Annotated in this window: 5 protein-coding genes, 1 tRNA gene and 1 pseudogene; 6 read left to right on the forward strand and 1 reads right to left on the reverse strand. The window is 70.0% G+C overall.

The features are described from left to right. Positions 1-56: 56 nt before the first annotated feature. Positions 57-1604, reverse strand: coding sequence for an MFS transporter (locus ACN6LB_RS06250; RefSeq protein WP_445024896.1), 1548 nt, complete (start codon positions 1602-1604; stop codon positions 57-59). Between the two features lie 133 nt (positions 1605-1737). Here ACN6LB_RS06250 and ACN6LB_RS06255 point away from each other — a divergent pair, with 133 nt between their 5' ends. The 6 genes and pseudogenes from ACN6LB_RS06255 to ACN6LB_RS06280 all read left to right on the forward strand — a co-directional run bounded on the left by ACN6LB_RS06255 (position 1738) and on the right by ACN6LB_RS06280 (position 14670). Further along, complete coding sequence (locus ACN6LB_RS06255; protein WP_445024897.1) at positions 1738-2469, forward strand: TetR/AcrR family transcriptional regulator C-terminal domain-containing protein; 732 nt, start codon at positions 1738-1740, stop codon at positions 2467-2469. Positions 2470-2634: 165 nt separating this feature from the next. Beyond that, positions 2635-6354, forward strand: coding sequence for an nSTAND1 domain-containing NTPase (locus tag ACN6LB_RS06260; protein WP_445024898.1), 3720 nt, complete (start codon positions 2635-2637; stop codon positions 6352-6354). A gap of 142 nt (positions 6355-6496) precedes the next feature. After that, a complete protein-coding gene (locus ACN6LB_RS06265) occupies positions 6497-7921 on the forward strand; it encodes a polysaccharide deacetylase family protein (RefSeq protein WP_445024899.1) in 1425 nt (474 codons plus the stop codon). Positions 7922-8216: 295 nt separating this feature from the next. Continuing rightward, complete coding sequence (locus ACN6LB_RS06270) at positions 8217-11609, forward strand: S8 family serine peptidase (protein WP_445024900.1); 3393 nt, start codon at positions 8217-8219, stop codon at positions 11607-11609. A 602-nt stretch (positions 11610-12211) separates the two neighbouring features. Beyond that, a pseudogene (locus ACN6LB_RS06275) lies at positions 12212-13144 on the forward strand (cation:dicarboxylate symporter family transporter); the annotation flags it as partial. A 1450-nt stretch (positions 13145-14594) separates the two neighbouring features. Further along, positions 14595-14670: transfer RNA gene (locus ACN6LB_RS06280), tRNA-Arg, on the forward strand. The last annotated feature ends 45 nt before the right edge of the window (positions 14671-14715 follow it).

Below are 14715 nucleotides of genomic sequence, written 5' to 3' on the forward strand. Positions count from 1 at the left end.
GGATCGGTCAGTGGCTGGTGGATCGGTCACTGGCTGGCGGATCGGGGTGGATCGGGTCAGGCGACGGGCGCCGACGCGGGCTTCTCGGCCTCGGTTTCGGCCTCGGTTTCGGCTTCGGTTTCGGCAGGGGCCGCCTCCGCCGTCTCCGGCTGCTTGCCGTTCCGCATCACCAGGGTGGCGAGGACGGCGGCGGCGAGGACGCCTGTCGCGCTGACGGTGAAGGTGGTCGACATCGAGTCGGTGAAGGCCTCCCGGGCGGCGTGGACGAGAGCGGTGTCGCCGTGGGCGACGGCCAGGGCGCCGGCGATCGACTGCTTGGCCTGCTCGGGGGCGTCGGCGGGCATCTCGTCGGCGTAGCCGCTGGTGAGCAGCGAGCCGAGGATCGCGATGCCGAGCGCGGTGCCGGCCTGCTGGATGGTGTCGTTCAGGGCGGAGCCGACGCCCGCCTTGTCCGCCGGGATCGTGCCCATCAGCGCGCCGACCGCAGCCGGCATCGCCAGACCGGCACCGAGGCCGAGCAGACCCAGCGCGACGGCCGGGACCGCGAAGCCGGAGTCGGCCGAGACGGTGGTCAGCAGGGCGAAGGAGGCGACCATGAGGAGCATTCCGGCGAGGATGACGTAGCGGTGGCCGATCTTCGTGGTGAGCTGCGCCCCGGCGGTGTTGCCGACGAGTGCGGCGACGGCCAGCGGTACGAAGGCGAGGCCCGCCTTGACGGGCGAGTAGCCGAGCACGAACTGCAGGTACTGGGTGAGCACCAGGAGCAGGCCGCCGTTGCCGATCTGGACGAGGGCGAGCGAGAGCGAACCGCCGCTGAAGTTGCGGCTCTTGAAGAGCACGAGCGGGACCATCGGCACGGCGGTGACGTTCTCCCAGACCACGAACCCGACGAGGGAGAGGACCGCGACGGCCAGGGTGATGCCGGCGTGGCCGCCGAAGGCGCCGTGCTGCGGGAGCTCGATGATCCACCAGACCAGGGCGGTCATGCCGACCGCGGAGAGCACGGCGCCGAGCGGGTCGGCCTTCTGCCAGGGCGCCTTCGACTCGGGCATGAGGGTGAGACCGGCGAGGACGGCCAGGGCGACGACCGGGACGTTGATGAAGAAGATCGAGTGCCAGGAGAAGTGGTCGATCAGTACGCCGCCGAGCACCGGGCTGCCGACCAGGCCGAGCATCGACACCGAGCCCCAGGCCGCCATCGCCTTGCCGCGCTCCTCCTCGTCGAAGACGGTGATGAGGATCGACAGCGTCGAGGGCATGATCAGCGCCCCGCCGACGCCCATCGCGGTCCTTACGGCGATGACCTCGCCCGGGTTGGTGCAGAAGGTCGCGGCCAGTGAGGCCGCCCCGAAGAGCAGCAGGCCGATGATCATTATCTTCCGCCGGCCGAACCGGTCACCGAGGCTTCCCGAGGTGAGCAGGAGCCCGGCGAAGACCAGGATGTAGGAGTCCAGGATCCACTGGGTGTCCTGGGCGCTCGCGCCGATGTCCTCCGTCATCGAGGGCACCGCGACGGTCAGCGCCATGCTGTCGACCACCAGGACCAGCGTGCTGAGGCAGAGCACGATCAGGATCCACCAGCGACGGGGATTACGGGTTTCCATGAGCTTCCCTTTCGGCTGCGCACGCTGTTCCTTCGATGCGAACACTGTACGCAGAGCGGAACAGTGTGCGCAACCCTCCATCGATGTACGCTGGATGCGAACGCTGTACGCACGAGGGGAGCAGGCAAGCATCATGGCCGCCACCAAGAAATCGACCCCGAACCCGATCCCGTCGGTGTGGACCCGGCAGCAACGCGAACCCGACCAGCCGGCGTTGAGCCGGTCCGCGATCGTCCGCGAGGCGATCGTCATGCTGGACGCGGACGGCATCGAGGCGCTCAGCATGCGCAAGCTCGGCGCCCGCCTGAACGCCGGCGCGACCTCCCTCTACCGGCACGTCGCCACCAAGGACGAGCTGATGGAGCTCGCCGTGGACGAGGTCTTCGCCGAGATCACCGTGCCATCCGCCGACAGCGCCGACTGGCGCGCCGCCGCCACCGAGGCGGCCCAGTCCTTCCGCGCGACGGCCCTGCGCCACCGCTGGCTGTCCTCGGTCCTGGGCCAGGCGGGCCTCGCCTATCTGGGCCCCAACCTCATGTCGTACTCCGAGCGCCTGGCCGCCCTGTTCACGGCCGCGGGCTTCCCCGAGCCGGGCCGAGCCATCGACACGGTCCTCACCTACGTCATCGGCATGAGCACCACGGAGGCCGCCTGGCTCACCACGGTCGCCCGCTCCGGCGAGACGGAGGCCGACTTCATCGCCCGCCTGATGCCCGCCGCCCAACAGGCCGCCGCCGGCCACGACCACCTGTCCGACGCCTACTCCACGGCCGCCCCCCGCGACCCGGCCACCCTCCGCGACACGAAGTTCACCTACGGCCTGGACGTAATCCTCGACGGCCTACAACTCCGCCTCCCCCACTGACCCTCCCCGCCTCCCCCTCCCCTGACCTGCAAAAACCAGAACCTTGCCAGCCACAACCCCACATCGGCTACGCTAGTCGCCGGGTCTCACCGAGATCCACACGCCTTTGTGGGACCAAGTGAAAAAAGTAGCTTGACCGCCTGAAGCGTGTGAAAGGTGCTCCCGGTGGGACGACGTGAGAAGCCGGTCGATCCTGACGCCGGTCCCGTGCAGCGGCTCGCGCACGAACTGCGGCTTCTCCGTGAGAAGGCCGGAAAGCCGCCGTACCGGGAGATGGCCGCGCGGGCGCGCTACTCCATCACCGCGATGTCCCAGGCCGCAGCCGGTGATCAGCTGCCGTCCCTGGCGGTAGTGCGGGCGTACACCGAAGCGCTGGGCGCAGACCCGGACGAGTGGGAGCGCCGCTGGCGGGAGGCGGACGCCGAGGTCCGGGCGCCCATGCCGAACGAGAAGCCGCCGTACCGGGGGCTGGCGCGGTTCGAGCCGGACGACAGTGAGCTGTTTTTCGGCCGGGAGACGCTCCTCGCCGAGTTGGTGGAGCTGGTGCGCGAGCACCGGTTCGCCGCGGTGTTCGGGCCGTCCGGCAGCGGCAAGTCGTCACTGCTGCGAGCGGGACTGATTCCGAGCCTGCGGCAGGCGGCGGGGGCGGAGCGGCCTGCGGTCATTCGCGTGCTGGCCCCGGGGGAACTGCCCGCGCGCACGCACGCGGAGGCACTGGTGCCGCGCGACGGCGACGGGGAGACCTGGGTGATCGTCGACCAGTTCGAGGAACTGTTCACCCTGTGCCACGACCGTGCCGAACGCGACCGGTTCCTCGGCCTGCTGCTCGCGGCCCGGCGGCCGGACAGCGGACTGCGGGTAGTGGTCGCGGTCCGCGGCGACTTCTACGGCCACTGCGCCGAACACCGTGAGCTGGCCACAGCCGTCAGCCGGGCCGGCCTGCTGGTCGGGCCGATGAGCCGGGACGAGCTGCGCGAAGCGATCACCGGCCCGGCTTCCGCCGCCGGACTGAACGTGGAGCGCACCCTCACCGCCCGGATCATCGACGAGGTCGTCGACCGGCCGGGCGCGCTGCCCATGCTCTCTCATGCCTTGCTGGAGACCTGGCACCGTCGGCGTGGCCGCCTGCTGACTCTGGTGGCGTACGAGGAGGCGGGCGGAGTGCGAGGCGCGATCGCCGCCACCGCCGAGGAGGCATACGGCCAGGTGTCGGCGGAGCAGAGCCGTATCGCTCGGCGGATCCTGCTGAGGCTGATCGCTCCTGGCGACGGCACGGCCGACACACGTCGTCCTGCGTCGCGCGCCGAGCTCGGCAGCGGTGCGCAGGACGTGCTGGAGCGTCTTGTCGCGGCCCGTTTGGTCACCTTGGACGGCGACACGGTGGAGCTGTCTCACGAGGCGCTGATCGCCGGCTGGCCGCGTCTGGCCGGTTGGATCGAGGAGAGCCGGGAAAGGCTGCGCGCACAGCGCCGACTCGGTGAGGCGGCTCGCGGCTGGGAGGAGTTGGCGCGTGATCCCGGAGCTCTGTACCGGGGCACGAGGCTGGCCGGGGCCGCGGAACTGTTCGTCCGTCAGCCGAACGACGACCTCACCCATCTTGAAAGGGACTTCCTCACGGCCTCCCTCGGCGCTCAGAACGCCGAGCGGGAGGCCGAGACACGCACTGCACGTCGGACGCGTTCTCTGACCATCACCTTGTCCGTGTTCCTCGTCCTGGCGCTGACCGCCGGCCTGGTCGCCTGGCAGCGCAATGAGGTGAGCCGGGAGGAATCCGCCAAGGCCACTGCTCGCCGCCTGGCCACCGTGGCCGCCAGTCTGCGCTCCACCGATCCGCGCACCGCCGCCCTGCTCGGGGTGGCGGCATGGAAGATGGCCCCGCTCACCGAGTCCCGCTCGGCGCTCCTGGGGTCCCTGGCACAGCCGGAACGCGACGCTTTCACCGACCCTCTGGCCGGAAAGGACGTCCGGCGCTTCCTTTCCGACAGCGGCCGGACGCTGCTCAGCGTGGAGGGCACCACGGTAACCACCCGGAATGTGACCGACCACAAGGTCACCGACACCTACCGCCTGCCGAGCGGTACGGAGGTGGGCGATGTCGGGCCCGACTCCCGGTTCCTCGACGTCATCGGGTCGGACGGGGGAGGCAAGCTGTGGAACCTTCCGCAGGGCAGATCCGAGGCCGAGCTGGGCAATGCGTCACGGTGGGACAGCTCGCCGGACGGGAAAACGTACCTCACTGGACCGCCGGACGGCCCGGGCGCAGCCGCCTTGCACCGGACGGACGACGGCCAGGTCCTGTTCACCACCGACCTCGCGCGCACGCTCTCCTCGGCGGCGGTCGGCCCCGGCGGACGTCTGCTCGCCCTCTGTCCCGCCGATGGGCCACTCCAGCTGTGGGACACCATCGGCCGCAAGCGGCTGCCGGGAGCCTGGGAGAAGGCGGACAGGACCGTCTGCGGAACTGGTTCCGGTGCGGACGGCGGCTCCCGCCTGCTGCGGTTCAGCGCGGACGGCGGGCGGCTGGCCGCCGTCTACGGCACGCGGGCCCTTGTCTGGGACGTCCGCAGCGGACGCACGCTCGCCGACTTCGCCAGTGACGGGAGCACCGGCTTCACGCAGGCAGCGCTCTCCGCCGACGGCGAGTTCGTGGCCACGGCGGACGACCACGAACTCGCCGTCTGGCGACTGGCCAACGGCGGGACCCAGGTCTTCGGCCGGCCGATGTCCAAGGACGAGGCGACCGGGCTGACGTGGGACCGGGGAAAGCCTGACCTCCTGCACTACCTCGACGGCGCCACGGTTCACACCCTTGACCTGACCGCCCGTCTCACCCCGCAGTGGCACAACACACCGACCGACGCGGGTGTGCTCAGCCCGGACGGCACCACCCTGGCCACCGTCACCCGTTCCGGCGCCGACTACCGCTTCGAGCTGCGAGCCACGCGCACGGGCACGGTCCTCGCGCACGCGAAGCTCGGCCCGCTGCCGAGCACCTCCGACGAGGACGTTCCCCTGTCGGCCTTCAGCCCGGACGGCAGTGCCCTGGCCCTCGCCGACACCGCGTCCTCTCACGGCTCATTGCGGCTGCGCTTCACCGTGTGGGACGTACGGACACACCGCATTCGTACGGTCTTCGACACCTCCGGTGCGGCCGACCGCCCTGCCACGGCCCTCGCCCTGGGACCCGGCGGTCGCACCCTGCTGGCCGTGCGCTCCACCGCCGGCACCTCCACGACGGAGGTCTGGAACACCCGCGACCACCGGCGATCAGGGACCGTGCGTGGCTTCTCCGGGAAGGCACTGGCCGGGCGACCGGACGGAGGTCTGCTCGTGAGCTCCGACGATCAGTACGTCGATCCACGGGCTGAAAGGGTCAGTGGACGCGCGCTTGCCGACGGCCGCCAGGTCACCTCGCTCGCTTTCAGCCCCGACGGCACCCAGCTCGCCGTCGGCGATTCCACCGGGCACGTCACCCTTTGGGACGGCGCGATCCGAGACCGCACCGGCGCACTGACCGGCACCTCCGACACGGTCACCCGGGGCGAACCGGAGGCAGTGGGGGCGCTCGCCTTCTCCTCCGACGGCGGCACACTCGCCGTGGGCGGCGCGAACGGGACGCTGAGGCTGTGGGACACCCAGGGACATCAGCTTCTCGGGACGGACCTGCCCACACCCGGCGACGAGATCCACTCCCTTGCCTTCGCCGAGGACGGCAGCACGGTCTACGCCAGCAGCCCCCACGTGCCGCTCCTGCGTTTCCCTGTCGGCCCGGACCAGGTCGTGGATACCGTCTGCGCGCGCGCCGGTGGCGGACTGACCGCAGCGCAATGGCGGACCTACGTCCCCGATGCGCCGTACGAGAGCGTCTGCTCCACAAGCAGCTGACGCGGCCGGTTACAAGTACCGGATTTTTCAGAGTGGCGTCGAGGGTCGCTGAAAAACGCCTCTGACCTGGACGCTCGTGACCAGAACGACCGCGGCGCCCGCCGACGGCGTCCGCCCTCCCCTCCCCAGGTTCTGGTCACACATGCGCACTCACACCCTGCTGCCCTCGCTTCTGCTGCTCGGCACACTCTCGATCACAACGGCCTGTTCCCCCGGTTCCTCGGAGCCGGCATCCGCCGGCCCGCCACGAGCCGCTGCCGAATCCCCCTCACCCGTCCGCAGCGTCGACCCGTCGAAGATCAAGGGCCTGCAGATCGTCAGCAACAGCAGCGAGCAGCGCTCCTGCCCCTTCGCCACGAGCTACCCGGACGTGCCCGGCGCGGAGGCGATGACGGCCGCGATGAAGAAGGACGTGGGGCAGCGCCTGGCCACATTCCGCGAGGGGGCGTGCAGTAACGGCTCACGCGGCGAGCTCAACGTCAGCCACAGGTTCCTGGTGGCTTCCGGCGATGTACTCGGCGTCCGGCTCACCACACAGGACGGCAGTGGCGCCGGGTCCGGGCTGTCGGCCAAGTCGTACTGGTACGACGGCGACGCGGGCGACTACGGCACTGCTCTCGGACTCATCGCCGACGACTCCCGGGACGCCTTCATCTCCACCTTGAAGGACGAGCTCAAGGGACGCGAAGGCTTCGACGCGACCACCTTCGACGGCACGCTCTCCGACCCGGCCTCCCGCGCCACCGCTCTGGACAACATGGCCTTCACCGCTGACGGCGGGCTGGAGGTGACCTTCGACAGCGGCGAGGTGGGCGCGCCGCCCGCCGGAACCTTCCTGGTGACCCTCTCCAAGAAGACGGTCACCCCCTGGCTGTCCGCGTTCGGCAAGCGCGCCCAGCGGCAGACCATGACCCCCAGCCGTTCGCTCGACCTGGGCGCGACGAACACCCCCGGCCCGGCCGTCCCCACCCACACCGCCTCCGGCGACGACGACACCGACTGCAAGAAGGTCACCTGCATCGCGCTGACCTTCGACGACGGACCTGCGGCTCCCGAGACCGCGACCCTGCTGGACTACCTGGCCCAGTACAAGGCGCGCGCCACCTTCTTCACCGTCGGCCAGAACGTCGCCGCCCACCCCGACCTGGTGCGCGCCGAGGCCCGCGCCGGACACGAAGTCGGCAATCACTCCTGGAACCACCCCGACCTCACCAAGCTCACCCCCGAGCAGATCGCCTCCCAACTCAACCGCACCAGCGCCGCCATCAAGGCCGCCACCGGCAAGGAGCCCACCCTCTTCCGCCCGCCCTACGGCGCCATCAACGCGACAGTCCGGTCGGTCACCAGCCTCTCCCCCGTGCTCTGGGATGTGGACACCGAGGACTGGAAGTATCGCGACGCCGCCAAGGTCGCCCAGAGCGTCATCGACAAGGCGCAGCGCAACGGCGTCGTCCTGATGCATGACATCCACCCCACGTCCGTCGCCGCGGTCCCGCAGATCCTGCGCACCCTCACCGCCCGCGGCTACCACTTCGTCACGGTCAGCCACCTGCGCGCCAGCCTCTGAGCACCCGCCCTGTTCATCCTCGTACGCCGAAATGCCCGTACACGCGAACGGAACTCCCCTGCCCCAGCACGCCCGCCGACACCGCACCCGCCGGGCGTTCCCTGACTCCTGGCAGGAGTTGGCCTCGACATCGTCAGCGGATCCGGTGGCACCGCCTATCTCAGCTCCGGCGTCACGTACGACGTGATCGAGCTCCTGCCTCGAGCGGCCAACGGCGGCCCGAGTCTGCTTGTTGGCCACCCAGTTGTCGAACCATCAGATTCCGGCGTGGAGCCGGACACCGAAGGAGTATGCATTGCTGCCCAAGTCAGTCAGGTGGGGGGTGCTCCCCGCCCTCGCAGGTGTGGTGGCCGTCTCGGTCGCCGTGCCGGGACCGGTCGCGCAGGCCGCCGCCCCCGAAGCAGCGTCGGTGGAGCAGCACACGGGGACAGCCAGAACCGTCACCCTCATCACCGGGGACCGGGTCACCCTGCGCCCCCAGCCCGGCGGCAGGGCCCCCGCCGTGTCCGTGCTGCCCAGCAAGGGCCGGGAGGACATGGGCTTCCGTCTCGTACGCACCCTCCGTTCCGGGATACAGCGCATCAGCGTGATTCCAGCTGACGCCGAGCGGCCCCTGTCGACCGGCACGTTGGACGCGCGGCTGTTCGACGTCACGGAGCTGATCCGCATAGGTCAGGACGACGCGCGCTCGCGCTCACTGCCGTTGATCGTCATGGAACGGGCCGGCAAGGCGGCCGCCCGGTCCGCCCTCACCGCACACGGAGCGGACCTCGGCCGCACCCTGCGCGCTCTGAACGGCGGCACTCTCACCCAGCCCAAGAAGAGCACCGGTGACCTGTGGCAGTCACTGCTCAAGGGACCGTTGTCCAGTCGTGTCAGCAAGCTCTGGCTGGATGGCAGGGCGAAGGTCCTGGACGATGAGAGCAACAAGATCATCGGCGCCCCCACCGCCTGGAAGTCCGGCATCACCGGCAAGAACGTGCTGATCGCCGATCTGGACACCGGCATCGACGCCAACCACCCCGACTTCAAGGGTCGCATCGCCGAATCGAAGGTCTTCACCGGCGCCGGCCTCAAGGACGGGTTCGGGCACGGCACCCACACCGCCTCGACCATCGCCGGCACCGGCGCGGCGTCCCATGGCAAGTACGCGGGCGTCGCGCCGGGCGCCAAACTGCTCATCGGCAAGGTCTGCGACGACAACGGCACCTGCCCCGACAGCGCGATCATCGCCGGAATGGAGTGGGCCGCAGCCCAGCACGCGGTCGCCGTCAACATGAGCCTCGGCGACACCGTCACCGACGGAACCGACCCCGTATCCACCGCCCTGAACCGGCTCACCGCACAGACCGGCACCCTGTTCGTGGTGGCCGCCGGCAACGAGGGCGGGCCGACGGGCAACGGCGTGGACGGCACGATCGGCAGCCCCGGCAGCGCGGACGCCGCGCTCACCGTCGGCAGCACCACCAAGCGCGACACCCTCAGCGACTTCTCCAGCCAGGGCCCCCGACTCGGCGACGACGCCGTCAAGCCTGACCTGGTGGCACCCGGCGAGGACATCATCGGCGCCCGCGCCGACGGCACCAACATGGACACGCCCATGCCCAACCTGCGCTACGAGCAGGCGTCCGGCACATCCATGGCCACCCCACACGTCACCGGTGCCGTGGCCCTGCTCGCCCAGGCCCACCCCACCTGGAAGGCCGCCGACTTCAAGCGGGCCCTGACCTCCTCGGCGCACGGCCTGAAGAACCTGACCGCCTTCCAACAGGGCTCCGGCCGCCTCGACATCGTGCGCGCCCTGAAACAGACGGTTCACGCCACCTCCGGCGCCGCCAACCTGGGCCTGTTCGCCTGGCCGCACGCCGACACCACCGCCACTCGGCAGATCACCTACCGCAACGACGGCGACCAGGCGGTCACCCTCAAACTCGCCTCGGACGTCTACGGCCCGGGCGGCAAGCGGGCCCCGGCCGGCATGTTCTCCCTGGGCGCCACCAGCGTGACCGTCCCCGCGCACGGCACCGCCACCGCGAACGTCACCGGCCGTACCACCAAGGCCCAGGTCGGCCGCTACGGCGGCGCCGTCCTCGCCACCGCCGCAGACACCACGGTGCGTACCGCGGTCGGCCTCTTCGCCGAACCCGCACGCCACACGCTGACCGTCACCGGCCTCAACCACGAGGGCAAGCCAGCCGCCGGCGCACTGCTGACAGTCTTCGGCCCGCACACCGGCATCCAGCAGGACATCCGGCTGGGCTCGGACGGCACGTTCCGGCTGCGCCTGCCGAAGGACGACTACACCATCCTCGGCATCGACGACAGCCTGGCCGAGTTCGACAGTTCCGGCACCCGGACCGGCACCCGGACCCTGCTCGCCGCCACCGGCATCCGCACCGACCAGGACCGCACCGTGACACTCGACGGCCGCAAGGCCGGCAAGGTCTCGGCCCGCGTCGACCACCGCGACGCCACAGCGATCTCCACCTCGGCCACCCTCGCGCTGGCCGGGGGGCAGGGAATCGACGGCTACTCACTCACCGCCGTCGTCGGCAGCAAGGCCACCCTGTACGCCACGCCCACCGCACAGGCCCCGGGCGTCCGCTACGCCGCCTCCGCCACCCTCACGGGCAAGGACTCGGGCGGCGCCTACCGCTACTCCTTGCGGCAGACACACAACGGCGGCATACCTGCCGACACCAACCCCGTCGTCCACGACCGGCAACTGGCCACCGTGCACGCCAGTTACGCCTCCCAGGGCGGCAGGCGGGTAGCAGCCATGCGCTCCGATCAGCCGACGAACGTGACGGAGTTGATGCCGTTCATCCCGACGCTGCACACCGCACTGCCGAGCCGAGTCACCGAGTACTACTCAGCCGCCCCCGGACTCACCTGGACGCACTACCTCGACCTCTTCGGGACGACGGACAACAGGCCCGACGGCACTCTCCCGGACCATGACGAGACGACCGCGGTCCGTCGCTACCAGGCCGGACGCACGTACACCGTCGACTGGAACCGGGCCCCCGTCGGCCCGGCCGTCTACAGCTCCACCCGCAAGGGCAACTACGTGGCCCTGGACCTGGCGCCGTATGCGGCCACAGGCACCGGGCAGCGCCTCGACGGCTCCTCCAACTTCGGGGCCGACGGCGAGGCCGTGCTGTCCTCCGGTGGACGGGTCATCGACCGAACGGGAGACCTCTCGAACATCGGCTTCACCGTCCCCAGCGCCGCCAACCGCCGCTACACCCTGACCACCCGCGCCACGCGCACGGCCGACTGGACGGCGCTCGGCACTCGCTCCACGCTGGCCTGGGGCTTCGCCTCGGCACGACCCAGCGGCTCAAGGACCTCGGCGCTGCCGCTGCTGACCGTACGCACCGGCGGAGCCGTCGACCTCAACAGCGCTGCCCCTGCCGGCCGTACCTTCCGCGTCCCGCTCACTGTGCAGCGCCCCACGGGCGCCGAACGGTCGGCGGTGACGCGGCTGGCCCTCCAGGTCTCCTACGATGACGGCCACACCTGGAAGACCGTCCATGTCACCCGCCACGGCACTACCGGCAGTGTTCTGCTCCACCACCCGAGTCGCGCCGGATACGTCTCCCTGCGGATCAGCGCAGCGGACAAGGCGGGCAACACCGTCACCCAGACCGTCATACGGGCCTACCGACTTGCCACAGTTCACTGATCCTGTCCGACGGCGCCCTTGAGGCTCCCGGTCCCGGTTGCCCGGGGCCGGGATCTCTTGCATGCCGGCACGGCGCACTGCGTGACGGGTTCGGTCAGGACTGTGTAGGCCGAATTTGGCCCGTCCTTGGGACAGGTGTCCGGTGGGCTGGGGTGCGGTCATGTGTGCGACATCCCGTGAGTTCCTCTGAGCCCGGCTGAGCTCCTGGCCCCATGGCCAGCGGGTTCTTCCTCCTTCGTGTGCCAGTACTTGATCTTGACGGGTTGGTGCTCGGTCCGCTCAGCGCCGGCTGGCAACCGGGAGTGAGTCGACGCGGTTCTCGTACTCGCGGCGGGCCTTGCGCTGGGTGGGACCGCCCCAGTGCCGTCGAGTGGCTGGCACTATTGAGATCGTTTCATCTTGAACTCACAGGTCGCGGTACTGGTGTGAGCCCGTGATGCTGTCCTCGTGCCGGCAGGCGGAGTGATCGCCGTCGGGTGATCGTCTGTCACCGCTGGACTTCGCAGTTCGCCAGAACGAGCAGGGCCCGTAGCAGCGTGGTGGCGTGATGGACGTTCATGCGGACCTTGGTCAGAATGCGCCAGCTCTTCAGGTTCGCGAAGCTCGTGCCCAGCAGCGCGGTCGGCCCCTTCGCCGAGGGCAACATCCTCCAGGTCATCTTCTTCTCGGTCCTCTTCGGCATCGCCCTCAAAGCTGTCGGCCCCGTCGGCGACCCCCTCGTCGACGGCATCCAGCGCCTGAGCACGGTCGTCTTCAAGATCCTGCACTACGTCATGCTGGCCGCCCCCGTAGGCGCCTTCGGCGCCATGGCCTACACCATCGGCAAGTACGGCATCTCCACCCTGACCAGCCTCGGACAGCTCATCGGCCTCTTCTACGGCACATCCGCGTTCTTCGTGATCGTCATCCTCGGCGCGGTCACCGCCGCGCTTCGAATCAACATCTTCCGGCTGCTGCGCTACCTGCGCGAGGAGTTCGTCCTCGTGCTGGGCACCTCCTCCTCCGAGAGCGCCCTGCCACGCCTGATGGTCAAGCTCGAAGGGCTCGGCATCCGCCGCGACATCGTCGGACTCACCGTCCCCACCGGCTACTCCTTCAACCTCGACGGCAGCTCCATCTACCTCTCCCTCGCCGCCGTCTACATCGCCCAGGCCACCGACACCCCACTGACCATCGGCCAGCAGCTCGGCCTGCTCGCCGTCATGATCCTCACCTCCAAGGGGTCCGGCGGCATCACTGGCGCCGGCTTCATCGCCCTCGCCGCAACCCTCTCCACCGTCGGCACCGTCCCCGCCGCCGGCATCATGCTCATCTTCGGCATCGACAAGTTCATGTCCGAATGCCGCGCCCTGACCAACCTCGCCGGCAACGCGGTCGCCACCCTCGTCGTCGCCCGTTGGGAGAAGGCCCTAGACACCGCCCACGTGGTCTCGGTCCTGCACACCGGGAAACCCGACCCGCTGCTCGAGCCGGAACCACGGCCGGCGACGGAGCCGTCGGCCGACCTCCCGGCACAGTTGCCATCGAAGGTCTGACCTGCACCAGGTGTCCCGGGCCTCATGTCGCGCCAGGCACGGGCAGGCGCACGCCCGACGCGTACGCCGACTCGGTGCCCGGCCTGCATCAGGCCGGGCACCTTCGTCCGCCCGTCACCACGAAAGGCGTGTGCGGTCAGTGCTTTCGGCAGGCGAAGCACAGCAGGAACGACTCCGCGCACGGCATCCCGGCCGTGCCGTAGTCGGAGTTGAGGAAAGTTCGCGCACGACGCGACCGGAGTGCGCAGCCGGCCGGCCACGATCCGGGGCGACGGCCACTTCACGTCCGAGGTCTTCACGTCCGACGGCGAGGCGAGCGTCACCGGGTTCGCCAGCACAAAGCCACGCTGGGCCGCGATGCCGTACAGCAGCTTCAGCGCGGCCTGCTCCTTCGCCCACGTTCCGCCGTCGACCGGCACCGGATTCGTCACCCCCTCGTCGACGCAAGTCCTCCCAGTCCTCGACGTCGTCCTCCGACGCCTCGTCCCAGTCCAGCCCGCGCTCCCACAGGAACGTGAAGAACAGCCGGTAGAGCGGGGCGTACGTGACCTGGGTGCCCTGCGCCTTGGCAGAGAACGCCGAGCGTCGGAGGCACTCACTCAGCCGAGGATCGACCCGGCCGTCCGGCGAGACGAGGATCGGCTGCCGCTCGCGCAGCCCGAGCACCCGCTCGCGATCCTCCAAGTCCTCCCAGCCGGGGACAGGTCGGCCTCCTGCGGAATCGCCCCCGTCGCCCACCCAAAACAGCCGCCACTCGTACGCCATTTGACTCCCTCAGCCGCAACACGACATGAGGCAACACAGCGTATGTCCACAGAACACCGCTACCCGAGGGACTCCGTACTGCAGTGCTTCTCGGACGATGGGTTGGGCCCGCGCCTGCGCGCGGGCCCCCCTACCAGGTCTGGCGCTCGAGCCAGGTGTGATGTGGTCGGCCGTCTCGCGCCAGCCGGGTTCGAGGAGCACGTGGTGGGTCTTGCCGGGAAGAAACAGGTAGTCGGAGCCGAAGTGGCGGCAGCAGCCGGTGCAGCGAGCCCGGTCCGGCCCGGCCGCGGTCAGTCCGCCGCCGAGGTCACGGACCGTCCGGGGCCGGGCCTGACCTCAGGTCTTGAGCACCGCGCCGCAGTCCGGGGCAGCGCAGCATCCGGCGGGCCAGCGTCTCCCTGCCACCGCCGCGTCCGCAACCTCGTTCATCGTCCATCCCCTCAGGCCCCGGCCCGCTACAGAGAAGACCCCCACCCACTCCGACGCAGACGCCGAAGCCAGCAAACCTCAGCGACGGCAACGGGGAGCCCGCCGATCATGAATGGGGCCGAGGCACCCGTCTCGGCCCCACCACACCAGCCTGATCCGCTACCCTGTCAGGGGCCGCCCTCAGGGGCATCCCATCCTTGCCGCGGCGGGGACGAATGCTCGCTCAGAGCATTCAGCCACGTTTTACGCAAGGCCCGCCTTCGTAGCTCAGGGGATAGAGCACCGCTCTCCTAAAGCGGGTGTCGCAGGTTCGAATCCTGCCGGGGGCACCAGCGCAAAGGCCCCGGACCGATCATGGTCCGGGGCCTTTGACATCT

Source organism: Streptomyces sp. SAS_270 (genome assembly GCF_052543295.1).

Excerpts from the sequence above, each read along its gene's own strand:
- ACN6LB_RS06250 (WP_445024896.1), bottom strand. The coding sequence starts at position 1,604 with ATGGAAACCCGTAATCCCCGTCGCTGGTGGATCCTGATCGTGCTCTGC.
- ACN6LB_RS06255 (WP_445024897.1), top strand. The coding sequence starts at position 1,738 with ATGGCCGCCACCAAGAAATCGACCCCGAACCCGATCCCGTCGGTGTGG.
- ACN6LB_RS06265 (WP_445024899.1), top strand. The coding sequence starts at position 6,497 with ATGCGCACTCACACCCTGCTGCCCTCGCTTCTGCTGCTCGGCACACTC.